Below are 25,789 nucleotides of genomic sequence, written 5' to 3' on the forward strand. Positions count from 1 at the left end.
GGGGGCTCACCTCGCCGTCGACCGCCCGCACCCCGCCCTCTACCCTGTGCCCATGCTCGTCTACGCCCCTGCGGCGCTCCTCTTCCTCGTCTTCTGCGTGAGCGTGCTGCACGACCGCAGGAAGTTCAGCAACGCCGTCGTTCTGGGGCTCGCCGTGCTCTGCGCCCTGGCCGCCTGGCTGTACGAGCTCATCCGGTCCGAGTCCACCTCGGGCACGGTCGCCGCCTGGTCGTTGCTCGTGGTGGGGGCGGTGGCCGTCCTTCTGCTGACGTACTTCCTGTTCGTCAACGGCGTACGGATGCTGCGCAAGGAGGGCAGGAGTCCGTCCAACCTGCTCTCGCTGGCCGCCGCCCTCGCCATCGTCGGGGTCGTCGCGCTGCTGGCCGCCGCCGTGAGCGTGCGGAATCCGGTGCTGACCGGGGTGGCGGCCGCCGCCGGCGGGCTGGCGCTCTACTTCTCGTTCCTGTTCCTGTGCTTCGTCTGTTACGCGTTCCTCTACGGGCGGCTGCGGGTGCGCCGTAAGGCCGACTTCGTGGTCGTGCTGGGGTCCGGGCTCATCGGCGGCTCCACCGTGTCGCCGCTGCTGGCGAGCCGGCTGAAGCGGGGGCAGGCCGTGCACGCGCGGCTCGCCAGGCGCGGGGGCTCGCCCCTGCTCATCACCTCGGGAGGGCAGGGGCCGGACGAGGAGCTGCCGGAGTCCCATGCCATGGCCGACCACCTGGTGGCCGAGGGATTTCCGGCCCATCTGATCAGACGCGAGGACCGGTCGACGAACACCGAGGAGAACCTGCGGTTCAGCAAGGCGATCATGGAGGAGGCGAAGCCCGACTACCGGTGCGTCGTCGTCACGAACAACTTCCACGCCTTCCGGGCCGCCCTCACCGCCCGCCGGGTGCGGATCCGGGGGCAGGTCGTGGGCTCGCCCACCGCCGCGTACTTCTGGCCCAACGCCACCCTCCGCGAGTTCGCCGCCGTCCTGGTCGACTACAAGCGGACCAACGTGGTGCTGTGTCTGTTGATCGCCTCGGGTGGGGTGCTCGTCTGGTGGGCTGTGCGGTAGGCGGCAGAGGCTTCCAGACGAGTCATTCCGATGTGATCAGTGGTCGTAGGCGATGAGGGAGCGTGTGATCGACTGTCCGGTCTTGTGGTTGTGCCAGATCGCTGCGGCCATAGCGAGGATGCGCTGAGCGACGCGGACGGCGACGCCTTCGAAGGTCCGGCCGCCATGCCGTTCCAGGTCCAGCTGGCCCTTGAGGGTGTCGTTGACCGATTCGATCAGCTGTCGCACCGATTTCAGGAGGCTCTCGCCCATCAGCAGCCCCGGCCGGTCGGCGACCGTCCAGGCATTCGTGACAGGGTGAACGAATGGCGACGAACCGCGAGTACTCATCCGATCTCCACCCCACCGGATTCACACCGTGGCCGGGCACCGCCCCGGCCCACGGTGATCTCCTTGCGGCGAAAGCCCTCATCTACGAACCCTGCGGGTTCACCTGCTCGCAGCCGGTCCCCGAAGCCGAGAGTGCCGCGTACGCCGCCCACGCATTCACCCTTGACGGACTCTCCATCCGATTCCGCGCAGCCAGGACGACCCCCACCAAGGTCGGCCAGTTCGTCACCGTATGGAAGAGGTCCCCGGGCGGGCCCATCCAGCCCTTCGACGCGACGGACCCCGTCGACCTCTTCGTCATCAGCACCCGCGACCAGCACAACCTCGGCCAGTTCGTCATTCCCATGGACGCGCTCCGCCGGCACGGTGTCGTGTCGGCAAACGGTTCCGGTGGGAAACGAGCCTTCCGCGTCTACCCGCCCTGGGTGACCACCACCAACCGCCAAGCCAGCATGGCGCAGGCGTGGCAGCTGGACTACTTCCTGCACCTGCCCCAGGACGGGGCGGCCATCGACTCCGCCCGTGCCCAAGAGCTCTACCGCCCATGGGACAGCGCCGGCACGACCACAAGAAGAGCCAGCCCGTCCCGCGATCACTGACCGCCTACGACCACTGATCATTTGGAATGACTCGTCTAGAAGCCGCCGCCGTCGAATCCGCCGCCGCCGAACCCTCCGCCGTCGCCGAAGCCGCCTCCCCCGCCGAAGCCGGACGAGTCGAAGTCGGAGCCGGAGAAGTCGCCGCCGCCCCACTCGCCGCCCGCGCCGCCGCCGAAGTCACCGCCGCCGTATTCGGAGGCGTACGCCGGGGTGGCGAGCATGGAGCCGAGCATCGTGCCGACCAGGAGGCCGGGGAGCAGGCCGCCGCCGAAGTAGCCGCCGGCCCAGGGGCCGTAGGCCGGGCCCGCCTCCCAGTACGGGCGGCGGTTGCCGTCGCCGACGTCGACCGTACGGCTCATGGGGTCCTCGCCCCGGGTCAGCCGGATCTCGTCGGCGCCGCAGACCGGGACCTCGCGGGACGCGCCGCCTGAGGGGGTCCAGAGCACGTCGGTGACCGAGGGGCCGTGGCGCGGGTCGAAGAAGCACGGTGGGCGGCGGGCCGGGATCGCCGCCCTCGTGCGGCGGGCCTCCAGGACCGCCAGGGAGTAGCGGCCGTCCTCCAGGGACTGGGTGACCCCGCGCACGTCGGACGGGTGCTCGGCCTTGGCCATCTTCGTCTTGGCGCTCTCGTAGGAGTCCAGGGCGCGTTCGTAGTCGCCGCGCATGGTGTCGTCGGCGCCCGGTTCGGCGGGGTGGAAGTCCAGACGTTCCAGGGTCTCGCCGTACGCGGTGATGTCCTCGTCCACCACGACCCGCAGCTTGTCGAGGGCCGCCCGCTCCTCCTCCGCCTTGCGACGCTTGTTCCGGCGGGAGATCGCGTACGCACCCGCGCCGCCCGCCGCCACCAGGGCGCCGAGCGTGATCAGGCCGGAGACCGGGGCGCCGGGGTCGTCGGCCGTGCCTGAGCCGCCGGACCAGGAGGCGGGGGCGGTGCCCCGGGCCTGTTCGACGGCCCGGTCGACGAAGGCGTTGAGCTGGGAGGCCGGGTCCGTGTCGGTGGCCGGGTTCTTGACCGAGGCCGTCAGGTTGTCGACCGCCCTCACCGGCATGACCTGCGGGTCCGCGCCCGCGTCGAAGCCTTCGCCCAGGCGTACGGCGTAGACGCCGGTGATGCCGGTGTCGTTGCGCAACGTCTCGAGGAGGCCCTCCTCGGGGAAGGCCTCGGTGTCGGGCAGGACGGCGACGAAGACCGGCTTGTCCGCGTTCTCGATGGTGGCTTCCAGGGCCTTCTCGTCAGCGACGGAGAGCTGGTCGCGGGCGGCCGGGTCCACGTAGACCGGGTCCTCGCGCAGGGCCTGGGCGGCGTCGGTGATGGTCGCCGCGGGGGCGGCCGACGCAGGGGAGGTCAGGGCGAGTGCAGCCGCTGCGATGATGAGCAGGCCCGCCAACAGCGTGGGGAAGAGCCTTTTCCTCATACTTAACGCTACTCCAGACGGGCGACGAACGCCGTCGCCCGTCCGGAGCACCGGATTGCTACGCCGCGCGGTACGCCGTGCGCAGCTTGGCCACCGCGCCGGTCAGATCCCCCTTCAGCAGCAGGTGGTCCGCCTCCGCGAAGGGCTTGGAGACGCCCTGCCCGAACTTCCCGTTGATCTTCTGCTGGACCAGCAGCCGCGCCTGGTCCACGATCGCCCTGCCCGCCGGGGTCTTCCCCAGCTTCGCCTTCTCCGCGACCTGGGCGGCCACGGCGAGAGCCGCGAGGGTCAGCTCGCCGCCGGCCGGCGGCTTGGTCAGGGTGGTGAGGCCCCAGCCGTAGGGGAACTGCGGGTCGTACGCCGTGTCCCCGACATTGATCGGGAGCTGCGCCTGCGACTTCGGCCAGGTCACCGGGAGCTGTCCGGTGAAAGCGCGCTTGCCGTAGAGGACGTCGGCGACGCCGTCTCCCTCGGAGCCCGGCAGCCAGGAGGCCACCAGCGCGTTGATCTCGCCGAGCTGGTCGCCGATGAGCTGCGGGCGGCCCGAGACGATGAGGACCGCGCACTTCATGGCCGCGCAGACCTTGTCGACCGCGGCCTTGTCGGCGGCCGTCAGCTCCAGGTCGTGGCCGTTGCCGACATCCCCGATGCCTTCGGCGTACGGGGTCTCGCCGACGACCACCACGCCCACGTCGTGACCGTCCGTGGCGGCCGAGGCGTCCTTGGAGTAGGTGACGGACTCGGGGGTCTTCGCCGCCTTCCTCATGCCCTCCAGGATCGTCGTGCCCGGGGTGATCCTGCCGGAGGAGCCCTGCCAGCTGATCGTCCAGCCGCCGGCCTGGTTGCCGATGTCGTCGGCGTTGGACCCGGCGACGTACACCTTCTGGTCCGGCTTGAGGGGGAGGACGGCTCCCTCGTTCTTCAGGAGCACCTGCGACTTCGCGACCGCCTCGCGGGCCACCGCGCGGTGCTCGGCCGAGCCGACCTTCGACAGGTGCGTGGTGTCCGCGTACGGCTTCTCGAAGAGGCCGAGGCGGAACTTCTGGGTGAGGATGCGGGAGACCGCGTCGTCGATCCGGGCCTGGCTGATCCGGCCCGCCGCGACCTCGTCCTTGAGCGTCTTGGTGAACTCCTGGTACGCGGTCGGGACCATGATCATGTCGAGTCCGGCGTTGATGGACGTACGGACATCGCTCGGGTAGTCGCCGGGGATCTGGTCGATGGCCTGCCAGTCGCTGATGACGAAGCCCTCGAAGCCCATCCGGTCCTTGAGGACGCCGTTGATCATCTCGGCGTTGGCGTGCATCTTCACCGGGCCCTGGTCGTCGCCCAGGATGTCGAGCGAGGAGTACGAGGGCATGACCGTGCCCACGCCCCGCTTGACCGACTCAGCGAACGGCGACAGGTGGACTGCCTCCAGCTCCTGGCGGGTCACCTTGGTGATGCCCTGGTCGATCGTGTACGAGCCGGTGGTGGCGGAGCCGTACTCGGTGCCGCCGTCGCCGACGAAGTGCTTCGCGCTGCCGAGGACCTTGTCGTTGCGGTGCAGGTCCTTGCCGGACGGGGCGCCCTGCATGCCCTGGATGACCGTCTCCATGGCCTCGACCAGAGCCGGGTCCTCGCCGAACGCCTCGTAGGAGCGGCCCCAGCGCTCGTCGCGGGTGACGCAGACGCAGGGGGCGAAGTCCCACGGGACGCCGGTGGCGCGGACTTCCTTGGCGGTGATCGCGCCCGTCTTCTCGGCGCTCTTCGGGTCGCGGCCCGCGCCGATGCCGATGTTGTGCGGCATGATCGTCGCGCCGACGACGTTGTTGTGGCCGTGCACCGCGTCCACGCCGTAGATCAGCGGGATCTGGAAGCGGGTGGCCTGGGCGCGCAGCTGGTAGGCGTCGACCATCCTGGCCCAGGCGGCGGCCGTGTTGGGGGCGGGGACCGAGCCGCCGCCGGAGAGCAGCGAGCCGAGGTCGTAGGCGGCGATGTCACCGGGGGTGCGGAGCGCGTTGCGCTCGGCCTGGGTCATCTGGCCGGCCTTCTCGGCGGGCGACATCCGGGCCAGCAGGTCCGCCACGCGCTGCTTCACCGGCAGCTTGGCGTTCTGGTACGGGAGTCCGTGGGCGTCGATGACGACCTGCGGGTTCTCCGCGGGGGCCTTGGCGCCCGTGACGGTCAGCTCCAGGGGGATCGTCTTCGCCCCGGCGGGCTTGGATGCCTTCGCCGTGCGGACGGTGACCTCGTGCGTGGTGCCGGAGGCGGTGCCCGCGGGGAAGGTGTGGCTGCCGGTGACCGGGGTGTAGTCCTTGCCCGCCACCGCTGTGCCGCCCTTGGTGGCGTAGGTGACGGTCACGGGTTCCTCGGTCGGGACGGAGCCGGTCGTGGCGACGGAGAGGGTGATGTCGGCGGCGGCGCCGTTCTTCACCGGGCGGACTGCCGTGTCGGTGACCACGCTCGCGGTGAGCGCCGGGTCCGCCTTCCCGTACAGCTCCACGGCGTCCAGGGCGAAGGTGCCGGGGGCACCGCCGGGGAGGGTGAGGGCGTAGCCCCACATCTCGTTCAGGCCGAGGATCTGGTCGATGCCGCCGACGGGTTGGTAGTCGGCCCGGTAGACGAAGTCCGCGAACGGGATCTCGACCAGCTGCCAGCCCTCCCAGTCGTCGGTGAAGGAGGTGGTCCACAGCTCGGACGCGCCGCCGTTGGCGCCGCCGTCCTTGATCTCGAAGTGGATGCGCTTGCCCGAACCGGGCGGCAGCGGTGCGGTGTTCTGGCCGTACCACCAGAAGCGGATGCCCTGGTGCGCGGTCCAGTTCCGCGGCGGGGTGTCCACGGCGAACTCGTGGCTGAACCCGCCCCAGGCGCTGATGTCGTAGGAGCCTTCGAGGACCTGCTCGCCCTCGGGGGCGTCCGCGCGCTCGGCGAGCTTCAGCTGCGGGTGGTCGTCCGCGTCGCCGCCCCAGGTGAAGATGGCGTCGGCGGGCGGGTTGTTGCCGAGCGGCACCTCGCCCTCGAAGCGGTCGATGAGCACGGGGGCCGGGTCTTCGGCGGCGGCCTGACTGGGCGCGGCGCCGGCGAGCAGGGTGGCCAGGACCGCGGCGGCGGCCACGGCGGCTGTCGCGGGTCTGCTTCTGCCCTTGCGGGGGCGGCGGTACGGGGTGGGAGGCATTTTTGAGAGCGCTCTCGTCTTGGGGTCGGATGGGCCTAACGGTGTTATGGATCAGTGGTGTTGACGCATCACACGGTGGAGTCCCGGGCGGGCCGGGATGTACCGCTAATCGCCCCGGGTGAGCCGGATCGTGTCGCGGTACCACTTGGCGCTGTCCTTGAGCGTGCGGGTCTGGGTGGCGTAGTCGACGCGGACGATGCCGAACCGCTTGTCGTAACCGTAGGCCCACTCGAAGTTGTCCATCAACGACCAGGCGAAGTAGCCCCGGACGTCGGCCCCTTGTGCGCGGGCGGCGACGACGGCGTCGATGTGGTCGGCGAGGTAGGCGGTGCGGTCGGCGTCGGGGACCGAGCCGTCGGCGGCCACGGTGTCTTCGAAGGCCGCGCCATTCTCGGTGATGACGGTCGGGAGCCCGTAGTCCCGCTCCAACCGCACCAGCAGGTCGGTGAGTTCGGTGGGGGTGATCTCCCAGTCCATGGCCGTACGGGGCAGGTCCCGCTCCACCATCCGGACCACGGGCAGCCCTTCGGCGTCGGCCGTCGATCCGTCCTCGGTGGTGCCGGAGAACTGCATACCCCGGTAGAAGTTGACGCCGAGAACGTCGAGGGGCGTGGAGATGGCCGCCAAGTCGCCCTCACATACGGGTAGTTCGACGTCCTGGGCGGCCAGGTCCGCGACGACGTCCTCGGGGTAGCGGCCGTGGACGATCGGGTCCAGGTAGAGGCGGGTGCCCATGCCGTCGGCGCGGCGGCACGCATCGCGGTCGGCCTCGCTGGGGGTCTGTGGGGTCGCGGTGCCCAGGTTGAGGGTGATGCCGAGCTCCAGCGGGTTGCTCCCCGCCGCCGCCCGCATCGCCCGCGCGGCCAGACCGTGGCCCAGGAGCAGGTGATGGACGGCGTGCATCGAGGCGCCGAAGTCCTTGCGGCCGGGGGCGTGGACGCCGTACGCGTAACCGAGCATCGCCGAGCACCAGGGCTCGTTCAGCGTGGTCCAGTGCTCGACCCGGTCGCCGAGGGCCTCGTACGCGAGGGAGGCGTACTCCGCGAACCGCAGGGCCGTGTCCCGCGCGGGCCAGCCGCCCGCGTCCTCCAGCTCCTGCGGCAGGTCCCAGTGGTAGAGGGTGACCCAGGGGGTGACGCCCCGCCTCTGGAGCTCGTCGATCAGCCGCTTGTAGAAGTCGAGTCCCTTCGCGTTCGCCGGGCCCCGGCCGCCCGGCTGGATGCGGGGCCAGGCGAGCGAGAAGCGGTACGTGTCGACGCCGAGGCCCGCGATCAGCTCCACGTCCTGCGGCATCCGGTGGTAGTGGTCGCAGGCCACATCCCCGTTCTCGCCGCCCTCGACGGCGCCGGGCACCCGGCAGAAGGTGTCCCAGATGGAGGGGGTGCGGCCGTCCTCGGTGGCCGCTCCCTCGATCTGGTACGAGGAGGTGGCGACGCCCCAGCGGAAGCCGGCCGGGAGCCCGCGTACCGCGGTGGGCCGAAGGATTCGCTGCGGGGTGGTGGCGAGGGTCATCCGGTCTCCGTACGTAGGGAGGGTCCTGGTCGGGTGGTCCTGGTCAGGCGTGCAGATGGCAGGCGACCGTGCGGCGGTCGTCGGTGGGCGACAGCGCCGGAGCGGCCAGCAGCGGGACCCGTACGCCGCACGGCTCGAACGCCTTGCCGCAGCGCGGGTGGAACGCGCAGCCGGTGGGCATCGCGGACAGGTGCGGGGGCGAGCCCGGGATGCCGGTCAGCTCGCGGCGCGGGCCGTGGAGCGCGGGGAAGGAGTGGAGCAGCCCGTCGCTGTAGGGGTGGCGGGGGTCGCGGTAGATCTCCGCCGCGCCCGCCTCCTCCACGATGCGGCCCCCGTACATGATCGCGATCCGGTCCGAGAATTCGATCAGGAGCGAGATGTCGTGGGTGATGAACACGACGGAGAAGTTGAGCTGTTCCCTCAACTGGACCAGCCGCCGCAGGATCTGGCGCTGCATCACCACGTCGAGCGCGGTCGTCGGCTCGTCCATGATGACGATCTCGGGCTCCAGGGCCAGCGCCATGGCGATCATCACGCGCTGCCGCATCCCGCCGGAGAGCTGGTGCGGATAGGCGGCGAGCCGGTCGGCGGAGATCCCGACGAGGCTGAGCAACTCCTTCGCACGGTCCGTCCGTCGGGCCTTCTTCAGGTCGGGGCGGTGGGCTTTCAGGACGTCGGTGAGCTGGCTGTGGACCGTGTGCACCGGGTTGAGGGAGTTCATCGCCCCCTGGAACACGATGGACAGCTCCTGCCAGCGGAAGGCCCGCAGCTGCTCCGGGGAGAGCGAGAGGATGTCGAGCCGGTCGCCGCCCGGCCGGTGGTAGTGGACCTCTCCCCCGGTGATCACCCCGGGCGGCGACAGCAGCCGGGTCACGGCGTACGCGAGGGTCGACTTGCCCGACCCCGACTCCCCTGCCAGGCCCAGGACTTCGCCCCGGTGCAGGGTGAGGTCGATGTCCCGCAGGGCGTGCACGGCCCGCTCGTCGGTGCCGTAGTCGACGTTCAGTCCGCTGATGGTGAGGACCGGCTCGGCGCTCATGGGCGCGGCTCCTTGCCGCTGTGCTTGCGGTGGTCGGCACTCAGCGGTCTGCGGGCGACGGGGGTGAAGCCGACGCGCATCTTCACCTTCCGGGAGGAGCCGGTGGCGGTGCGCAGGCGCGGGTTGACGAACTCGTCGATGCCGAAGTTGATGAGGGCGAGCGCGGTGCCCAGCAGGGCGATGCAGAGGCCGGCCGGGACGAACCACCACCAGGCGCCCTGGGCGAGTGCCTGGTTGGACTGGGCCCAGAAGAGGACCGTGCCCCAGTTCCAGTGCGAGATGTCCGCGACGCCGATGAAGGCGAGCGTGATCTCGGTGAGGACGGCGAAGATGACCGTGCCGACGAAACCGGAGGCGATCACCGCGGTGAGGTTCGGCATGATCTCGAAGAGGATGATCCGCCAGGTGGACTCGCCGGTGGCGCGGGCGGCCTCCACGTAGTCGCGGCGGCGCAGCGACAGCGTCTGGGCGCGCAGGATGCGCGATCCCCAGGCCCAGGAGGTCAGGGCGATGGCGAAGGCGATGAGCAGGTCGCCGGTGTCCGGGACGAAGCTCGCGACGATGATGATCAGCGGGAGTCCGGGCAGCACCAGGAAGATGTTGGCGAGCGCGGAGAGGATCTCGTCGACGGCCCCGCCGATGAACCCGGCGGTGACCCCGATGAGGACGGAGAGCACGGTGGCGATGACCGCCGCGACGAACCCGACGATCAGGACGCCCCGGGTGCCGACCAGGATCTGGGAGAGGACGTCCTGCCCGGTGTGGGTGGTGCCGAACCAGTGTGCGCCGGACGGCGGTTGGAGGAGCTGGTCGCTCATCGCGTCGGGGTCGTACGGGGCGATCCACGGGCCGATGACGGCCAGCAGGACGAAGAACGCGAGCATGAGCAGCCCGGTACGGGTCTTGCCCCCGCGCAGGAACCGGAGCCGGGCCCGGCGCGTGGGCGCCTCGGGTGCGGGCGCGCCGTCCAGGACGGCGACATCGGTGGCGGTGATGGACACGGGGTCTACGCCTCCTTCCGGGTGCGGGGGTCGAGGGCGGCGTAGACGAGGTCGGCGAGCAGGTTCGCGGCCAGGACGGAGAGCGTGATGATCAGGAAGACGCCCTGCATCAGCGGGTAGTCCTTGGCGCCGACGGCCTGGAGCAGCTGGAAGCCGATGCCCGGGTAGGTGAAGACCATCTCGACCAGCAGCGTGCCGCCGACGATGAAGCCGAGCGAGAGGGCGAAGCCGGAGATGTTGGGGAGGACCGCGTTGCGGGCCGCGTAGCCGAACATCACGCGCCGCTCGGAGAGCCCCTTGGCCTGCGCCACCATCACGTAGTCCTCGGAGGAGACGGTGACCATCATGTTCCGCATGCCGAGGATCCAGCCGGCCACGGCGCTCAGCACGATCGTCACGCCGGGGAGGACCGCGTGGTAGAGCGCGCTGGAGATGAAGGGCCAGTCGAAGGCCGGGACGAGGCTGTTGTCGTAGCCGCCGGAGTTCGGGAAGAGGGTCCACTTCTCGGCGAACAGGGCGATCGCGATGAGGCCGAGCCAGAAGTAGGGGATGGAGGAGATGAAGGTGGTGACCGGCAGCAGTCCGTCCAGCCAGGAGCCGCGCTTCCAGCCGCTGTAGACGCCGATGCCGGTGCCGAGGACGAAGCTGAGCAGGGTGGTGACGCCGACCAGGGCGAGCGTCCACGGCAGCGACTGGACGATCACCTCGCTGACCGGGGTCGGGAAGAAGGTGAAGGAGAGGCCGAGGTCGCCGTCGAGGAGGTGGGCCCAGTAGTCGGTGTACTGCTGCCAGAGCGACTGCTGCTCGTCGAGGCCGAAGAGGGCCTTGAGGGAATCGATGGCGTTGGTGTCGAGCTGGCCCTGGTAGCGGCTGAGCAGCGCCTGGACCGGGTCGCCGGGCATCAGGCGGGGGATCAGGAAGTTGATGGTGATGGCGGCCCAGGCGGTGACGGCGTAGAACGCGAGCCGTTGGAGGAGGTACTTCACCGGGAGACCTCCTTGACCGCCGCGGTCGCCCGCGTATCCGTGCCGTCGTACAGCCAGCACGCCGCCCACTGGCCGTCCGCCAGGTCGAAGCGCGGCGGGAGTTCGGTGCGGCAGCGCTCCATGGCCTTCGGGCAGCGCGGGTGGAAGCGGCAGCCGGCCGGCGGGGCGATGAGGGAGGGTGGCTCGCCGGTGCCGGTCTCCTCCTGTTCCTCCTCGGCGACGATCCGGTCCGGGTCGGGCGCGGAGGCGATGAGAAGCTGGGTGTAGGGGTGGGCGGGGTGCTGGGTGACGGCCTCACTGTCGCCGCCCTCGACGATCCGGCCCGCGTACATCACCAGGGTGGTGTCCGCGAAGTAGCGGGCGGAGGCGATGTCGTGGGTGATGTAGAGGATCGCCAGGTGCAGGCGCTCCTTGAGGTCGCGCAGCAGGTTGAGGACGCCGAGCCGGATCGACACGTCGAGCATGGAGACGGGCTCGTCGGCGAGGAGGACCTGCGGGTCGGCGCCGAGGGCGCGGGCGATGGCGACGCGCTGGCGCTGGCCGCCGGAGAGCTCGTGCGGGAACTTGTCCAGGAACTGGTGCGGCGGGGTGAGCTGGACCCGGTTCAGCAGGTCGGCCAGGGCCTGTTCCAGCACCTTGTCGCCGCTGCCCGCCCGGTCGTGGATCTTCAGGGCGCGGGTCAGGTGGTAGCGCACGGTGTGCACGGGGTTCAGCGAGGCGAACGGGTCCTGGAAGATCAGCTGGACCCGGCGTACGTAGCGGCGGAAGGAGCGGCCACGACCGGCCACGACCGGCTCGCCGCCCAGCCGTATCTCACCCGAGGTGAGCGGGTGGAGCTGGGCGAGCAGGCGGGCGACGGTGGACTTGCCCGAGCCGGACTCCCCCACCAGGGCCGTGACGGTGCCGCGCCTGAGCCGGAGCGAGACGTCGTCGACGGCGTGGACGCTGCGGCGCTCGCGGGTGAACAGGTCGCGCGCGGTGCGGCGCAGGGGAAAGTGCTTGGTGACCCCGCGCGCTTCCAGCACCACGTCGGTGCCGGTGCGCACGGTCTCGGACTGATCGGTGGTCATGGCCGGTTCTTCCCGTACTACTTGGCGGGCGTGAGGTTCAGCACGATCTCCAGCGCGCTGGGCTGGGTGTGCTGCGGCGGGGCGTAGGGGTTGGCCTCGGTGGGCCAGCCGATCCAGTTCTTCGTGGAGTACTCGGCGCCGATGGGGGCGGCGGCCGTCGGGATGACGGGGGCCTGCTCGACGAAGATCTTCTGGAGGGTGTGGAGCGCCTTGGTGCGGGTGCCCTCGTCCTTGGCGTTGGCGTACTCCTTCAGGGCGGTGGTCGCCTCGTCGTTCTTGAAGCGGCCGAAGTTGCCCGTCTGGGAGCTCTTGCCGATGGGCTGGAGGATCGCCCCGTCCATGATGTTCTGGTACATGTCGTACGGGGTGGCGCCGCTGTTGGTCCAGTGCAGGGTGGCGTCGAAGTTGCCGTTGGCGACGTCCACGCCCCAGGCCTCGGCGGTCTGGGTCTTGACCTTGGCCTCGATGCCGAGCTGCTTGATGTTGTCCTTGATGATCGCGAGACCGGTGATGTAGTCGTTCCAGCCGGCCGGGTCGGTGAAGGTGAGCGTCACCGGCTTGCCGGACGGGTCCTTGAGCACCCCGCCGCTGAGCTTGAAGCCGGCTTCCGCGAGCAGCTTCTTCGCTCCGGCGACGTCGGGTTTGGTGTTGGCGCCCTGGTACTCGGGGGCCAGGAAGGGCTCGCCGGCGGGCAGCGGGATGCCGGTCGGGTTGGTGATCTCCGGGTAGAGCGTGGCCTGGGCCTGGATGTGGATGGCCTTGCGGTCGACGACCATCGCCATCGCCTTGCGCAGCGCCGGGTTGTCGAAGGGCTTGCGGGCGGTGTTGAACCAGAGGCCGTGGATGCCGAGGCCGGAGGGGAACCACAGCTTGTGGTTCTTGGGGTCCTTGTCGATGAAGAGCTGCTTGTGGTTCGGCATGAAGACGAAGGACCACTCGACCTTGCCGGTGGCCAGCGCGGTGGTGGCGGCGCTGTTGTCGTTGTACGCGGTGTAGCGCAGCTCCTTGACCTTCGTCCTGCCGTTCCAGTAGGTCGGCGTGGCTATGAGGGTGGTGGTCTGCGGGGTGAACGTCTTGAGCTTGTACGGGCCGGAGCCGACGGGCGTGCGGTTGGGCCAGGTCTCCGGGTTCTCGACCTTCTCCCAGATGTGCTTGGGCACGATGAAGGTCTGGATGATCTTGTTCTGGTTGACGAACTGGGACTCCTTGAAAGTCAGGACGACCTTCCCGTCCTCGACCGCGATCCCGTCGAAGGGGATGCCGTTGCCGTTGAGCGCCGGGTGCTTCTTCAGGAGGTCGAAGGTGTACTCCACGTCGGCCGCTGTCAGGGGCTTGCCGTCGGCCCACTTCGCCCGGGCGTCCAGGGTGAAGGTGACCTTGGTGAAGTTGGACTCCCACTCCCAGTCGGTGGCGAGCCACGGGTCCGCCTTGTCCGTGGGCTTGATCATGTTCGTCATGGCCAGCGGCTCGTAGATCATGTACCGGTAGCCGAGGGTGGCGCCCGCCGAGGTGTTGAGGAACGGGTTGCTGTTGTTGGTCTGCGGCCCGTCCGGCTTCCCGAGGGTCAGTACGCCGGTGGCGGAGGCGCCACCGTTCTTGTTGGCACCCGAGTTGGCGTTCGAGCAGCCGGCGGCGAGCGCGATCACGACGGTGGCTGCGGCGACCGCTCCGAGCGTGGTGCGACGGCGTGACGACATGGCGACTCCAGGAAAGGGCTGCCGGGTCGGGACGATCCGGCGGGCGGAAGGGGTGAGGCGGGGCGCGGCCGGGCGGCCGGGTCCGTCACGGCGCCGAGTGGCGCACGACCAGTTCGGTGGGCAGCACGGCCGGGCCGTCGAATACGGGCGTGCCGCCGAGGTGCGAGAGCAGCATCCGGGCCGCCGTCTCACCCATGCGGCGGGTGGGCTGGCGCACGGTGGTGAGGGGCGGTTCGGTGTGTTCGGCCATCGGGATGTCGTCGAAGCCGACGACGGCGATGTCGTCCGGGACCCGGCGCCCGGCGGCACGCAGGGCCCGCAGCACGCCGGCCGCGCTGATGTCGTTGTGCGCGAAGACGGAGTCGAACTCGACGCCCCGGGCGAGGAGTTCCTCCATGGCCAGCCGACCGCCGAGTTCGGTGAAGTCACCTTCGACGACGCGGACTTCGGGCAGGACCGAGCGGAATCCGCCGAGCCGGTCCCGTACGCAGCCGAAGTGCTGGGGGCCGGTGAGGACGACGGGCCGGGAGCGTCCGGCGGCGAGCAGGTGGCGGGCCGCCGACGCTCCTCCCTCGTGGTTGGTGGTCACGACGGAGGGGAATTCGGGGTGGTGGCCGCGGTCGTCGATGAGCACGATCGGCAGGCCGTCGCGGTGCAGGGCGGTGAGGTGGCCGAGGGTGTTCTCCGGCTCCACGACGACGAGCCCGTCGAAGGCGCGCGCCGACACCTGGCTGGTGAAGCGCTGGACGGACTCGGCGCCCCGGTTGCAGGTGAACAGCAGCAGCCCGTAGTCGGCGGCCTCGACGGTGTCGACGACCCCCTGGAGCAGTTCGCCCATCCACGGCCAGGTCAGCGAGGGGACCAGCATGCCGACGGTACGGCTGGAGCCGCGGGCCAGGCCCACGGCTCCGGAGCTGGGCACATAGCCGAGCTGTGCGATCACTTCACGAACGCGGGCGGCGGTGGAACCGTCCACCTCGCCCTTGGTGTTGATGACCCGCGACACGGTCGTCTTGCTGACGCCGGCCTCACGGGCGACATCGGCGATGGTGACACGCATCTGGGCCTCCGTTGGACCAGGCAGGGGCAGGACAAGGGCAGGGCGGGGTACGGCGGGGGCGGGGCAGGGGCGGTGCGGCATACCGGGAGACGCGCCCGGTACCGGTTCCGGAACCGGTACCGGCGTTGCGGCAGGAGTTAACCCCGCCGACACAGGGCCGTCAATACTTCACACCGAGATTGATCCGGACCCATCTGCTGACCAGGCAGGCGGCGTTGCGCGTTCACCTCTTGAACATACGAGAGCCGCTGCCCCGAGGTCGGGACGGCGGCTCTCGTATGCCTCTCGTGTGCCTCTCGCGGGCGGGACCGGTCGCGCTACTCGGTGGGCTCCACGCCCGCCCGCAGCAGGCCGTAGGTGTACGCGTCCTCCAACGCCTGCCAGGACGCGGCGATGACGTTCTCGGCGACACCCACGGTCGCCCAGTCGGCGTCGCCGTCGCCCGTGGTGATCAGGACCCGGGTGGTGGACTCGGTGCCCGTACGGCCCTCCAGGATGCGGACCTTGTAGTCGACCAGCTCCAGCTTGGCCAGCTGCGGGTAGATCCGCTCCAGGGCGACACGCAGGGCCCGGTCCAGGGCGTTGACCGGGCCGTTGCCCTCGGCGGTCGCGACGATGCGCTCGCCCTTGGCCCAGAGCTTCACCGTGGCCTCGTTGGCGTGGACGCCGTCGGGGCGGTCCTCGACGATCGCCCGCCAGGACTCCGTACGGAAGTAGCGCCGGGCCCTGCCCTCCACCTCGCCGCGCAGCAGGAGCTCGAAGGAGGCGTCGGCGGCCTCGTAGGTGTAGCCCTGGAGTTCGCGCTCCTTGACCCGCTCCACGACCCGGCCGACCAGGGCCCGGTCGTCGCCGAGGTCGACGCCGAGCTCCTTGCCCTTCAGCTCGATGGAGGCACGGCCCGCCATGTCCGAGACCAGCATCCGCATGGTGTTGCCGACCAGCTCCGGGTCGATGTGCTGGTACAGGTCGGGGTCGACCTTGATGGCGGAGGCGTGCAGCCCGGCCTTGTGGGCGAAGGCCGAGACACCCACGTACGGCTGGTGGGTGGAGGGGGTCAGGTTGACGACCTCGGCGATCGCGTGCGAGATCCGGGTCATCTCGGCGAGCGCGCCCTCGGGCAGCACCTTCATGCCGTACTTCAGCTCCAGGGCCGCGACCACCGGGAAGAGGTTGGCGTTGCCGACCCGCTCGCCGTAGCCGTTGGCCGTGCACTGGACGTGGGTGGCGCCGGCGTCCACGGCGGCCAGGGTGTTCGCGACCGCGCAGCCGGTGTCGTCCTGGGCGTGGATGCCGAGTCGGGCGCCGGTGTCGGCGATGACGGTGGAGACGACCGCCTGGACCTGGGCGGGGAGCATGCCGCCGTTGGTGTCGCAGAGGATGACCACCTCGGCGCCCGCCTCGTACGCGGTACGGACCACGGACTTGGCGTACGCGGCGTTCGCCCGGTAGCCGTCGAAGAAGTGCTCGCAGTCCACGAAGACCCGGCGACCCTGTTCGCGCAGGTGGGAGACGGTGTCGCGGACCATCTCCAGGTTCTCGTCCAGGGTGGTGCGCAGGGCCAGCTCCACATGGCGGTCGTGCGCCTTGGCGACCAGCGTGATCACCGGGGCACCGGAGTTCAGCAGCGCCTGCACCTGGGGGTCCTCGGCCGCGCTGCCACCGGCTCTGCGGGTCGCGCCGAACGCCACGAGCTGAGCGTTCTCGAATGCGATCTCCTGCTGGGCCCGGGCGAAGAACTCCGTGTCGCGCGGGTTGGCACCCGGCCAGCCGCCCTCGATGTACCCGACCCCGAAGGTGTCCAGATGCCGGGCGATGGTCAGCTTGTCGGCGACCGTCAGGTTGATGCCCTCACGCTGAGCACCGTCGCGCAGTGTGGTGTCGAAGACATGGAAACTGTCGTCGGTGGCGTTGGCCGTGGTGGTCATGCTGATCTGACTCCTGTCGGATGAGTGGATCCGGACGGTCTGGGGCTGTTCGGGGAACCCGGCACAGCCCCCAGCTCCACTTGCCCCCATCATCCCGCGCGCGCCGCCCCGGCCCGGGTGCGGGCCGGAAAACGAAAAAACCCCTCGCGGGTGCGAGAGGTCTGCGCGCGGGTCTGGGGCACGATGGCCGCGCCGTACGTGGTGGTACGGGACGGTCACTGCGGACCGGCGCGCCTGCTGCCAATAATCATGACGAACGAGGACACGGCAGAAGTCTCGCACAGTGACGCGTCCGTGACGCCGGTGTCTCAGGATGCGGTCGTGACGCTGGTCGCATCATCAGGTGATGCCCGGTGTCAGCGTCTCGTCCAGGAACTCCGCCGCCTGGGTCAGCACCTGCCCCCGGCCCGTCCCCGGGATGCCCACCGTCACATGCACGCTGAACCCGTCCAGCAGCGCCCGCAGCCGGGTCGCGAACCGGTCGGCGTCCACCGTCCGGAACTCCCCGCGCGAGACGCCCTCGGCGAGCAGCGCCACCAGATCCCGGTGCCAGGCCCCCTCGATGGCGGCCTGCCGGGCGCGTGCGTCGTCGTCCGCGTTCTGTGAGCGGCCCCATACCTCCAGCCAGAGCGTCCAGTGGGGGTCGCGGTGCCCGGCGGGCAGGTAGAGCCCGATGTACGCGTCCAGCCGCTCACGGACGGTCCCCGGCTCGGCGAGGAGGGCGCGGCGCTCGGCCCCGAGGCGGTCCTCGCTCCACTCCAGGGTCCGGAGCAGCAGCTCGTCCTTGGTACGGAAGTAGTAGAGCAGGTGCCCGCTGCTCATCCCCACCTCGCGCCCGAGCCCCGCCATCGTCAGCCCGTCGAGCCCGCGCGCGGCGATGGTGGCCATGGCGGCGGCCAGGACGTCCTCACGAGGCGGGGCGGCGTGGTGGGTGCGGCGGGGGACGGGGGTCATGGGACCGGGCTTTCGGAGTGGGTTCGGGCCTTCGGCTGCTGGGGTCAGATCTTCGGCTGCTGCTGGGTGACGCAGTGGATGCCTCCACCGCCGGCAAAGATCGTACGGGCGTCGACGAGGGTCACCGTACGGTCCGGGAAGAGGCCCCGGAAGATCGCGGCCGCCTCCTCGTCGCGCGGGTCGTCGAAGGCGCAGAGGACCACGCCGCCGTTGCAGAGGTAGTGGTTGATGTAGGAGTGGTCGACCCACTCCCCGTCCTCGTCGCGCAGCACGGTGGGCGCGGGCACCTCGATGACCTCCAGAGGGCGCCCCTGGGCGTCCGTGGCGGCCCGCAGGACGGCCAGCAGCTCGCGGGTGACCTCGTGGTCGGGGTGGGCCGGGTCGGGCTGGACGTGGGCGACGACGGTGCCCGGGCGGACGAAGGCGGCGACGATGTCGACATGGCCGAGCGTGCCGTACGTCCCGTAGTCGCCGGTCAGCCCGCGCGGCAGCCAGATGGCCTTCTCGGTGCCGATGCGGGCGTGGATCTCCGTCTCGACCTGCTCCCTGCTCCAGCCGGGGTTGCGCTCCTTGCCGAGCTGGACGGTCTCGGTGAGCAGGACGGTGCCCTCGCCGTCGACGTGGAGGGCGCCGCCCTCGTTGACGAGCGGGGAGCTGTGCGCCGGGGCCCCGGTCAGCTCGGCGACGGCCCGGGCGATGTGCTGGTCGCTCTCCCAGCGGGCCCAGCCCTGGGCGCCCCAGCCGTTGAACGTCCAGTCGACGGCGGCGAGCGTGCGGCCGTCGGTGACGAAGGTGGGCCCGATGTCCCGCATCCAGGCGTCGTCGAGCGGCCGGACGACCAGCTCCACATCGGGCCCGAGGAGGGCTGCGGCCCCCTCCTCCTGCCCCGGCCCGACGACCATCGTGACCGGCTCGAACCGCCGTACCGCCCGGGCGACGGCGGCCCAGGCGCGGCGGGCCTCCTCCAGCTCGGCGGCGGAGGCGAAGGTGGGATTGGGCCCGGGCCACGCCATCCAGGTGCGCTCGTGGGGGGCCCACTCGGGGGGCATGCGGAAGGGGGCGGAGGTGGCGGGCATGAGGGCTCCTGGTCGCAGTTTTTAGAGTGCCACTCTAACCATGCTGTTGGGCTGGATGTAATCCCCGTACGGACTTCTTGGAGCGGCGCTCTATTCGCCGGTACGGAAAAGGCCGCACCGGCGAGGAGCCTTGGTGCGGCCTGGTCCTGGGGCGGGAAGCCCTAGCCGAGCGGGTGCATCCAGCCGTGGGTGTCCTCGGCGATGCCGCGCTGGATGTCCAGCAGGCGGTCGCGCAGCTTCATGGTGACCTCGCCGGGGGTGCCGTCGCCCTGGGTCCACTCGCCGTTCGCGGTCTTCACGTTGCCGACGGGGGTGATCACGGCTGCGGTGCCGCAGGCGAAGACCTCGGTGAGCGTGCCCTTCGCGGTGTCGTCGCGCCACTGGTCGACGGAGACGCGGCCCTCCTCGGAGCCGTAACCGAGGTCGCGGGCGACCTTGAGGAGGGAGTCGCGGGTGACGCCGGCCAGGAGGGAGCCGGTGAGGGAGGGCGTGATGATCTTCCGGGAGCCGTCCTCCTGCTCGTACACGAAGTACAGGTTCATACCGCCGAGCTCCTCGACCCACTTGTGCTCGACGGCGTCGAGGTAGGCGACCTGGGCGCAGCCGTGTGCGGCGGCCTCGGCCTGGGCGAGGAGGGAGGCGGCATAGTTGCCGCCGGTCTTGGCGTCGCCCACGCCGCCGGGGACGGCGCGGACGCGGTTCTCCGAGAGCCAGATGGAGACCGGCTTCACGCCGCCGGGGAAGTAGGCGCCGGCGGGCGAGGCGATGACCAGGAAGAGGTACTCGTTGGCCGGCTTCACGCCGAGGCCGACCTCGGTGGCGATCATGAACGGGCGCAGGTACAGCGATTCCTCGCCACCGTGCGCCGGGACCCACGCCTTGTCCTGCTGGACCAGCGCGTCACACGCCTCGATGAACGTCTCGACGGGCAGCTCGGGCATGGCGAGGCGGGCAGCCGAGCGCTGGAAGCGGCGGGCGTTGGCGTCGGGGCGGAACGAGGCGACCGAGCCGTCCGGCTGGCGGTAGGCCTTGAGCCCCTCGAAGATCTCCTGCGCGTAGTGCAGGGTCATGTTGGCCGGGTCCAGCGACAGCGGGCCGTAGGGGACCAGCTCCGCGTCGTGCCAGCCGCGGCCCTCGGTCCAGCGGATCGTCACCATGTGATCGGTGAAGTGCCGGCCGAATCCGGGGTTGGCCAGGATCGCCTCGCGCTCCGCGTCGGACAGCGGGTTCGAGGAGGGCTTGAGCTCGATCGTGGGCGTCGTCATGAGTGCGTGTCCTTCACCGGTCTTGTGTGTGATGGACCGCGCCCACACCCGTTCATGACCGACGATTTCCGGTCAGGTCCTAGGACGTCCGAGCTTCACCGCGAGCCACGGCCCCGCGTTCGATTATCTCTTGCGGGGGGCCGTGCACGAAATGGTGGGAATGCGGTCCAGGGGTCGATGGTGGCACCCGGGGGCCGCACAGGTGAAGCCGCCGGGCGCTGATGCCACCCGGCGGCTTCGAAGTGGAGTCGTCGGGTCAGCTCGCTACGCGTACCGCGAGCGCGTCACCGATCTCGTCGGTCGTGCGCGTGGTGGACCCACCACGCTCCGCGAGGTCGGCGGAGACGGCGTCCTCGATGCGCACGGCCTCGGCCTCGTGACCGAGGTGGCGCAGCAGGAGGGCGACGGAGAGGACCGTGGCGGTCGGGTCGGCCTTGCCCTGCCCCGCGATGTCGGGGGCGGAGCCGTGGACCGGCTCGAACATCGACGGGAACGCGCCCGTCGGGTTGATGTTGCCGGAGGCGGCCAGGCCGATACCGCCGGTCACGGCGGCGGCGAGGTCGGTGAGGATGTCGCCGAAGAGGTTGTCGGTGACGATGACGTCGAAGCGCTCCGGCTGGGTGACGAAGAAGATCGTCGCGGCGTCGACGTGCAGGTAGTCGGTGCCGACCTGCGGGTATTCGGCGGCGACCCGGTCGAAGGTGCTCTTCCACAGGTGGCCGGCGTAGACGAGCACGTTGTTCTTGTGGACCAGCGTCAGCTTCTTGCGCGGGCGGGCCGCCGCCCGCTCGAAGGCGTCCCGGACCACGCGCTCGACGCCGTACGCCGTGTTGACGCTGACCTCGGTGGCGACCTCGGCACGGGTACCGGTGCGCAGCGAGCCGCCGTTGCCCGTGTACGGGCCCTCGGTGCCCTCGCGGACGACGACGAAGTCGATGTCGGGGCGGCCGGCGAGCGGGGTCGCGGTGTTCGGGAAGAGCTTGGAGGGGCGCAGGTTGATGAAGTGGTCGAAGGCGAAACGCAGCTTCAGCAGCAGCCCGCGCTCCAGGACGCCCGACGGCACGGAGGGGTCGCCGATCGCGCCGAGGAGGATGGCGTCGTGGTTCTTGAGCGCCTCCAGCTCCGCGTCCGGGAGGGTGTCGCCGGTGCGGTGCCAGCGCTGGGCGCCAAGGTCGTACTCCTTGGTCTCCAGCTTCACATCCCGCGGGAGGACAGCGTTGAGGACTTTGAGGCCCTGGGCCACGACTTCCTGGCCGATTCCGTCACCGGGGATCACTGCGAGATCGATGCTGCGAGACATGCGGGGAGCCTAACGGTGCGTCCCACCCCATGACATCCGACGTCCACCATGCGGACGAGTGCAAGGGTGTTCGGGGCGTGCGGACTGCTGGGGGCGTGCGGACCGCACGGGGTGGGGGCGAGCGGCGAGTGGTGCGAGCGGGCGGGCCTCCGCGGCCGCCGCGGCGGCTCAGTGGCCGGTCGCGCCGCCGTTGTCCCGGCGGTCGAGGGCGCGCTGCAGGGCGGCGGCGGCGTTCTTGCGCTCGGCCTCCGCCTGGCGGGAGGAGTGACGGACGCGGCGGGTGGTGGTGTTGGCCATGATGGATCGACTCCTTGAGATCGCATGGATGCCGGGGGCAGGCCGCACATCGCGGTGCGGCGCCGAGGCCGGGCCGGGATCGGATTTCGAGGTGCCGGAAGGAGCGGGGAGCGTACGCCGCAGGGGGTGACCTGCTTCGGGGCGTGCGCCCGCAACCGCCACAGACGCTCGATCGAGCGATTCGTTCGGCTCCTACAAAGCTAGGACAGTCGGGCCGCTCTGTCTCTACAGTTAGTCGGACTTCCTACTATCTGAGACGGCCGCCTCCCGCGCCCGCCCTACAGCAGGTCGCCGTCGCGCCAGTCGAAGACGAGCGGGTGACCGGCGGCGGGCAGCGTGCGGCCGGCGGCCGGGCGGACGTACGTACCGCCCTCCTCCTGGGGCAGTGCCACGGTCCCGTGCGGGCCGAGGGCGGCGAGGCTCCCCGGCCACACCTGCCAGCCGCGGGCCGCGTAGAGCGCGGCGCCGGCGTCGGAGGCGGAGAGGGCGCCGAACTCGTACGCCCCGTCGACGACCCGCTCCAGCGCGGCCATCACCCGGTGGCCGAGCCCCTGGCGGCGGCGGCCGGGACGGACGGCGACGGCTTCGACGTATCCGGCGCGCAGCGGGCGGCCGTCGTGGAGCACCCGGCGCTGGACGATCGAGCCGTGGGCGATGAGGAGTCCGCCGGTGTCGCGCACCAGGGCGTGCACGCCGCCGAGGCAGTGCTCCCAGTCGTCGTCGCCGAAGTCGCCCTCGAAGGCGGTGTCCAGCAGGGTGCGGATCTCGTCCCGTACAGCCGCGGTCAGCTCATAGGTGTGGGCGGCGCGCACCGCGGGGAGCTCGGTCATGTTCCCAGTTTCCCAGGCACCCGCTCCGACCAGGCACGCAGGGGCGACGCGGGCCACGGCCGAGGCCCGCCCGGACCGGGGTGCGCGGTGGGGTCCGGGCGGGCGTCGGGGTCGTACGCGGTACGGCGGTGGCTGCGGCTCAGTACACCGAGACGCCGTACGCCGAGAGCGCCTCCACCACCGGCTGGTGGATGGCCGAGCCCGCGGTGCCGGAGCAGCCGGAGCTGCCGGAGTGGATGCCGAGGGCCACGGAACCGGCGAAGTGGGCGCCGCCGCTGTCGCCTCCGGCGGAGCAGGCGGTGGTGCGGACCATGCCGTAGACGGGCCCGTCACCGTAGTTGACGGTGACGTTGACGGCGGTGACGGTGCCTGAGGTCACCTTGGTGGTGGAGCCGCTCTTGCGGATCGCCTGGCCGACGACGGCGTTGGCGGCGGAGGCGATGTCCTGGGTGGAGCCGTTGTAGAGGTCGACCGTTCCGGCGGGCGAGGAGCCGTCGGTGTAGCGGACGATGCCGTAGTCGTTGGTCGGGAAGCTGGTGCCCTCCCGGACGCCGATGACCGCACCGCCGGAGCTGGCGGACCAGTTGGCGGAGATGTTGGTGCAGTGCCCGGCGGTCACGAAGTAACGGGCCCCACCCTTGGTGACGTTGAAGGCGGCCGAGCATCGGCTGCCGCCGCCGTAGATGGCTCCGCCGCCCAGCACCTCGCGGTGGAAGACGCCGGGTACGCGGCTGATGCTCACGGCTCCGCCGAGCCGCTTCGCGACGGCTTCGAGGCGGGCCATGTCCCGTGCGGAGACGGAGGAGTCGGCCTCGACGGCGACCTGGTTGGTGCGCGGGTCGATGCCCCAGGAGGTACCGGTGATCTTCGCCTCGGCCTCCAGGGTCTGGATGGCGGCGTCGAGTTGGGCGGCGCTGCGGGTCACCCGGCGCACGGTGGCTCCGGTGGCGCGGGCCTGCCCCTCGGCCCGGTCGGTGGTGACGGTGACGACCAGGTCGCCGGTCTTCCGGTCCAGGTAGGTTCCAGCGGTGTCGGCGCCCAGCGTGCGCTCGACAGCGGCGTCGAGTGCGTACGCGGACGCGGAGGGGACCGCCGAGGAGGCAGCGGCGGCGGCGTGGACCTCGGCGGCGGTGGCGGGGGTTGCGCCGAGGCCGAGGGCGCCGGCGACGAGCAGCAGGGAAAGGCTCAGGCGCGCACGGGAGTCGCGTCTCATGGAGGGCTCCTTCTCGGGTGACGTGTGGGGACGTACCGAGAAGGAATTTGACATGCTCATTACTTCATCACAAGACCGCGCTCCTCTGCCGGCCGCCGACCCGCCTTTTCACCCCCGCACTCGGCAACGGCCCGCAGTTCGGACTCACGGTCGCGGCACGGGCCCGTCGCCATCGGGCAGCACCGGGCCGAGTTCGCCCCCCGCCCCGCGCGCATCCCTTCCCGCTCGGCGCGGGAGCCGCGCCGGGAACGGCCGCACACCCAGGCCCCACGAGCCCCCAGGGGCGCGGGAGCCGACGGCGGGAGACGGCCGGGCGGCCCACCGCTCCGGGAGCTTCGCGTTATTCCTCGCACCCGGCACCGTCAAGGGCTCGAGGAAAGGCGTGACGGAGGCGCGCGGAGCCCTTCTACTCGTGGGTAATTGAGCGTTCACCGAAGAATTTGTGTGTCGCGAGGCTGAACGCGACATTACCGGCAGGGGCTGGAAAGTCGGAAAGAGTTGAGGATTAATCATATTTGCTAAAGCTATCGCAATGGCGAAGGGCGGGTGCACGCGTATGGAGACGCTGTGCAGTGCCGCCGCGGTTGCACTTCGCTCAGATCGGATGGCGCGACGCGCGAGGAAAGGCCCACCGTCCGCCGAGGGGGCCGTTGCGACCCCCCGGCACGGGCGGACCAGGCCGACCTGCCGCGCCTCGACCCCCAGCGCCACCTTCAGGCAAGCAACCCCCTTTCCAGTAGGCCGATTCGCCCACGAGAGGAGGGCGGGTCGCGCCGTGGCGCAGATGTGACCTATGGCCACTACGAGACAGGGGAGGCCACGAAGGGTGACCGCTCGCTTACGCTCTACACCGAAAGCGGAATGTGAGTGCAGTGGATAGCAGGATCGGAGGCGACTGGATGGCATCTTCCTGCCGAAGGGGCGAACTGTGCCGGATCGGCGGGCACGTCGTGAAAGCGGGAGGTCCACATGTAACCAGCCACCGTTGACTGGTTCGCGCACGCGATCTACTGTCTGGGCGAGTCGAGTTGTGCGGTGGCGTATGAGTTCCCAAGGATCCGGATACTGTTTTCGGTCAATCTCGTCTGGCAGGCGGGCCTCCTGAAGGAATTCCATTCAGTCGCTGCCATTGGGTTCCGGGCTGCGGTACGAAACATTGATGGGGAACGGAATGGGTTCGGGGGTAGCGGATGCACCGGAGAACGTGCAGCACGACGATTCCGTGGAGCGGGCGCTCCTGCAGGCGAGGGCGCTGATCGAGTCCTCGATGTCGCTGCACCGGAGCCGACCGGACCGCACCTCGTTGCTGGTGCGCGCGGACGACGGCTCGGTGGACGAGGCGGTCAAGCAAGTCATGGCGAGCGCGAAGTACTCGGCGCACCTCGCGGTAACGGGCAACTGGAAGCACTCGTCCGTGGTGATCCAGGCGGTTGCGGGGGCGATGAGGCCGCCCCCGCAACCGCCGCAGGGGCGACGGCAGCTCGCTGTACGGCTGCTCGCGGCGGGCCGCGCGCTGGAGCTGTCGGCCGACGCCTGCCGGGCGTTCGACGGCACCTCGTTGGAAATACGCATGGCCAAGGGCGAACTACGCGAGGCGCTGATCGTGGACGGACGGACCGCTCTGGTCCAGTCGGGCAACGGATCCGCCGGTCGGCACGCGGCGGTCATCACCGATCCCGCTGCGGTGGGCGCGCTCGACCTGCTCTTCGCGGGTGCGTGGGCGAGCGCTCGTCCAGTCGCCGACGAACTACGGCTGGACCGGGATCTGCGAGGCACCTTGGCGCGGCGCATTCTGGAGCAGCTCCGGGCGGGGCGCACCGACGACGTGGCCGCCCGGGAGATCGACGTTTCGCTGCGTACCTACCGGCGGCACGTCGCGGAGATCATGCGCGTGCTCGGTGCGAACTCCAGGTTTCAGGCCGGGGTACGCGCCGTTGAACTGGGACTGCTGGAACGGTGCTGACCGTGTGCGCGGCGGCAGGGACATGGACATCGGGGGCACG

Annotated in this window: 20 protein-coding genes and 1 pseudogene; 3 read left to right on the forward strand and 18 right to left on the reverse strand. The window is 70.6% G+C overall.

Annotated elements, in window-relative coordinates; translation table 11 throughout:
• Positions 1–52 precede the first annotated feature (52 nt).
• Positions 53–1,060, forward strand: a complete 1,008-nt coding sequence (locus AMK21_RS32935; RefSeq protein WP_073882819.1) for a YdcF family protein — start codon at positions 53–55, stop codon at positions 1,058–1,060.
• Positions 1,061–1,096: 36 nt separating this feature from the next.
• Here AMK21_RS32935 and AMK21_RS32940 read toward each other — a convergent pair.
• A pseudogene (locus AMK21_RS32940) lies at positions 1,097–1,306 on the reverse strand (IS982 family transposase); the annotation flags it as partial.
• Between the two features lie 59 nt (positions 1,307–1,365).
• On the opposite strand from AMK21_RS32940, the gene AMK21_RS32945 reads away from it, so the two are divergent.
• Positions 1,366–1,989, forward strand: coding sequence for a MepB family protein (locus AMK21_RS32945; RefSeq protein WP_079181321.1), 624 nt, complete (start codon positions 1,366–1,368; stop codon positions 1,987–1,989).
• A gap of 35 nt (positions 1,990–2,024) precedes the next feature.
• On the opposite strand, the gene AMK21_RS32950 is transcribed toward AMK21_RS32945, so the two are convergent.
• The 17 genes from AMK21_RS32950 to AMK21_RS33025 all read right to left on the reverse strand — a co-directional run bounded on the left by AMK21_RS32950 (position 2,025) and on the right by AMK21_RS33025 (position 23,786).
• Positions 2,025–3,404 carry a hypothetical protein gene (locus tag AMK21_RS32950; RefSeq protein WP_073882820.1) on the reverse strand — a complete coding sequence of 460 codons (1,380 nt, stop codon included), beginning with the start codon at positions 3,402–3,404 and terminating at the stop codon, positions 2,025–2,027.
• A gap of 58 nt (positions 3,405–3,462) precedes the next feature.
• Positions 3,463–6,561 carry a glycoside hydrolase family 3 N-terminal domain-containing protein gene (locus tag AMK21_RS32955; protein WP_073882821.1) on the reverse strand — a complete coding sequence of 1,033 codons (3,099 nt, stop codon included), beginning with the start codon at positions 6,559–6,561 and terminating at the stop codon, positions 3,463–3,465.
• A gap of 105 nt (positions 6,562–6,666) precedes the next feature.
• A complete protein-coding gene (locus AMK21_RS32960; RefSeq protein WP_073882822.1) occupies positions 6,667–8,073 on the reverse strand; it encodes a GH1 family beta-glucosidase in 1,407 nt (468 codons plus the stop codon).
• A gap of 43 nt (positions 8,074–8,116) precedes the next feature.
• Entirely contained in the window at positions 8,117–9,112 is a 996-nt protein-coding gene (locus tag AMK21_RS32965) for an ABC transporter ATP-binding protein (RefSeq protein ID WP_073882823.1), read from the reverse strand.
• Positions 9,109–10,113: an ABC transporter permease gene (locus AMK21_RS32970; RefSeq protein WP_073882824.1), complete on the reverse strand. Its 1,005-nt coding sequence runs from the start codon at positions 10,111–10,113 to the stop codon at positions 9,109–9,111. The genes AMK21_RS32965 and AMK21_RS32970 overlap by 4 nt, the downstream gene beginning before the upstream one ends.
• A gap of 5 nt (positions 10,114–10,118) precedes the next feature.
• On the reverse strand, positions 10,119–11,099 hold the full coding sequence (locus tag AMK21_RS32975) for an ABC transporter permease (RefSeq protein WP_073882825.1): 981 nt from the start codon (positions 11,097–11,099) through the stop codon (positions 10,119–10,121).
• A complete protein-coding gene (locus tag AMK21_RS32980) occupies positions 11,096–12,169 on the reverse strand; it encodes an ABC transporter ATP-binding protein (protein WP_073882826.1) in 1,074 nt (357 codons plus the stop codon). The genes AMK21_RS32975 and AMK21_RS32980 overlap by 4 nt, the downstream gene beginning before the upstream one ends.
• Positions 12,170–12,186: 17 nt before the next feature.
• Positions 12,187–13,866: an ABC transporter substrate-binding protein gene (locus AMK21_RS32985; RefSeq protein ID WP_073882827.1), complete on the reverse strand. Its 1,680-nt coding sequence runs from the start codon at positions 13,864–13,866 to the stop codon at positions 12,187–12,189.
• Between the two features lie 85 nt (positions 13,867–13,951).
• Positions 13,952–14,926, reverse strand: a complete 975-nt coding sequence (locus AMK21_RS32990) for a LacI family DNA-binding transcriptional regulator (protein WP_073882828.1) — start codon at positions 14,924–14,926, stop codon at positions 13,952–13,954.
• 317 nt (positions 14,927–15,243) lie between these two features.
• Complete coding sequence (gene cimA / locus AMK21_RS32995; RefSeq protein ID WP_073882829.1) at positions 15,244–16,851, reverse strand: citramalate synthase; 1,608 nt, start codon at positions 16,849–16,851, stop codon at positions 15,244–15,246.
• A 339-nt stretch (positions 16,852–17,190) separates the two neighbouring features.
• A complete protein-coding gene (locus AMK21_RS33000) occupies positions 17,191–17,805 on the reverse strand; it encodes a TetR/AcrR family transcriptional regulator (RefSeq protein WP_073882830.1) in 615 nt (204 codons plus the stop codon).
• A gap of 44 nt (positions 17,806–17,849) precedes the next feature.
• Positions 17,850–18,881 (reverse strand): agmatine deiminase family protein, encoded by a 1,032-nt coding sequence (locus tag AMK21_RS33005; protein ID WP_073882831.1) that lies wholly within the window; start codon positions 18,879–18,881, stop codon positions 17,850–17,852.
• Positions 18,882–19,042: 161 nt separating this feature from the next.
• Entirely contained in the window at positions 19,043–20,146 is a 1,104-nt protein-coding gene (locus AMK21_RS33010) for a branched-chain amino acid aminotransferase (protein ID WP_073882832.1), read from the reverse strand.
• Between the two features lie 256 nt (positions 20,147–20,402).
• Entirely contained in the window at positions 20,403–21,446 is a 1,044-nt protein-coding gene (locus tag AMK21_RS33015) for a 3-isopropylmalate dehydrogenase (RefSeq protein WP_073882833.1), read from the reverse strand.
• A gap of 168 nt (positions 21,447–21,614) precedes the next feature.
• Positions 21,615–21,743, reverse strand: a complete 129-nt coding sequence (locus AMK21_RS36770; protein ID WP_093692577.1) for a hypothetical protein — start codon at positions 21,741–21,743, stop codon at positions 21,615–21,617.
• A gap of 278 nt (positions 21,744–22,021) precedes the next feature.
• Positions 22,022–22,573, reverse strand: a complete 552-nt coding sequence (locus tag AMK21_RS33020) for a GNAT family N-acetyltransferase (protein WP_073882834.1) — start codon at positions 22,571–22,573, stop codon at positions 22,022–22,024.
• 139 nt (positions 22,574–22,712) lie between these two features.
• Positions 22,713–23,786 carry a S1 family peptidase gene (locus AMK21_RS33025; protein WP_073882835.1) on the reverse strand — a complete coding sequence of 358 codons (1,074 nt, stop codon included), beginning with the start codon at positions 23,784–23,786 and terminating at the stop codon, positions 22,713–22,715.
• A 1,204-nt stretch (positions 23,787–24,990) separates the two neighbouring features.
• Between AMK21_RS33025 and AMK21_RS33030 the strand changes: the two genes are divergently transcribed.
• On the forward strand, positions 24,991–25,749 hold the full coding sequence (locus tag AMK21_RS33030) for a helix-turn-helix transcriptional regulator (RefSeq protein WP_079181322.1): 759 nt from the start codon (positions 24,991–24,993) through the stop codon (positions 25,747–25,749).
• Positions 25,750–25,789 lie beyond the last annotated feature (40 nt).

This window comes from Streptomyces sp. CB00316, from assembly GCF_001905595.1.
Lineage (GTDB): Bacteria > Actinomycetota > Actinomycetes > Streptomycetales > Streptomycetaceae > Streptomyces.

Excerpts from the sequence above, each read along its gene's own strand:
- AMK21_RS32935 (WP_073882819.1), top strand. The coding sequence starts at position 53 with ATGCTCGTCTACGCCCCTGCGGCGCTCCTCTTCCTCGTCTTCTGCGTG.
- AMK21_RS32945 (WP_079181321.1), top strand. The coding sequence starts at position 1,366 with ATGGCGACGAACCGCGAGTACTCATCCGATCTCCACCCCACCGGATTC.
- AMK21_RS32950 (WP_073882820.1), bottom strand. The coding sequence starts at position 3,404 with ATGAGGAAAAGGCTCTTCCCCACGCTGTTGGCGGGCCTGCTCATCATC.
- AMK21_RS32955 (WP_073882821.1), bottom strand. The coding sequence starts at position 6,561 with ATGCCTCCCACCCCGTACCGCCGCCCCCGCAAGGGCAGAAGCAGACCC.
- AMK21_RS32960 (WP_073882822.1), bottom strand. The coding sequence starts at position 8,073 with ATGACCCTCGCCACCACCCCGCAGCGAATCCTTCGGCCCACCGCGGTA.
- AMK21_RS32965 (WP_073882823.1), bottom strand. The coding sequence starts at position 9,112 with ATGAGCGCCGAGCCGGTCCTCACCATCAGCGGACTGAACGTCGACTAC.
- AMK21_RS32980 (WP_073882826.1), bottom strand. The coding sequence starts at position 12,169 with ATGACCACCGATCAGTCCGAGACCGTGCGCACCGGCACCGACGTGGTG.
- AMK21_RS32985 (WP_073882827.1), bottom strand. The coding sequence starts at position 13,866 with ATGTCGTCACGCCGTCGCACCACGCTCGGAGCGGTCGCCGCAGCCACC.
- AMK21_RS32990 (WP_073882828.1), bottom strand. The coding sequence starts at position 14,926 with ATGCGTGTCACCATCGCCGATGTCGCCCGTGAGGCCGGCGTCAGCAAG.
- cimA (WP_073882829.1), bottom strand. The coding sequence starts at position 16,851 with ATGACCACCACGGCCAACGCCACCGACGACAGTTTCCATGTCTTCGAC.
- AMK21_RS33000 (WP_073882830.1), bottom strand. The coding sequence starts at position 17,805 with ATGACCCCCGTCCCCCGCCGCACCCACCACGCCGCCCCGCCTCGTGAG.
- AMK21_RS33005 (WP_073882831.1), bottom strand. The coding sequence starts at position 18,881 with ATGCCCGCCACCTCCGCCCCCTTCCGCATGCCCCCCGAGTGGGCCCCC.
- AMK21_RS33010 (WP_073882832.1), bottom strand. The coding sequence starts at position 20,146 with ATGACGACGCCCACGATCGAGCTCAAGCCCTCCTCGAACCCGCTGTCC.
- AMK21_RS33015 (WP_073882833.1), bottom strand. The coding sequence starts at position 21,446 with ATGTCTCGCAGCATCGATCTCGCAGTGATCCCCGGTGACGGAATCGGC.
- AMK21_RS36770 (WP_093692577.1), bottom strand. The coding sequence starts at position 21,743 with ATGGCCAACACCACCACCCGCCGCGTCCGTCACTCCTCCCGCCAGGCG.
- AMK21_RS33020 (WP_073882834.1), bottom strand. The coding sequence starts at position 22,573 with ATGACCGAGCTCCCCGCGGTGCGCGCCGCCCACACCTATGAGCTGACC.
- AMK21_RS33025 (WP_073882835.1), bottom strand. The coding sequence starts at position 23,786 with ATGAGACGCGACTCCCGTGCGCGCCTGAGCCTTTCCCTGCTGCTCGTC.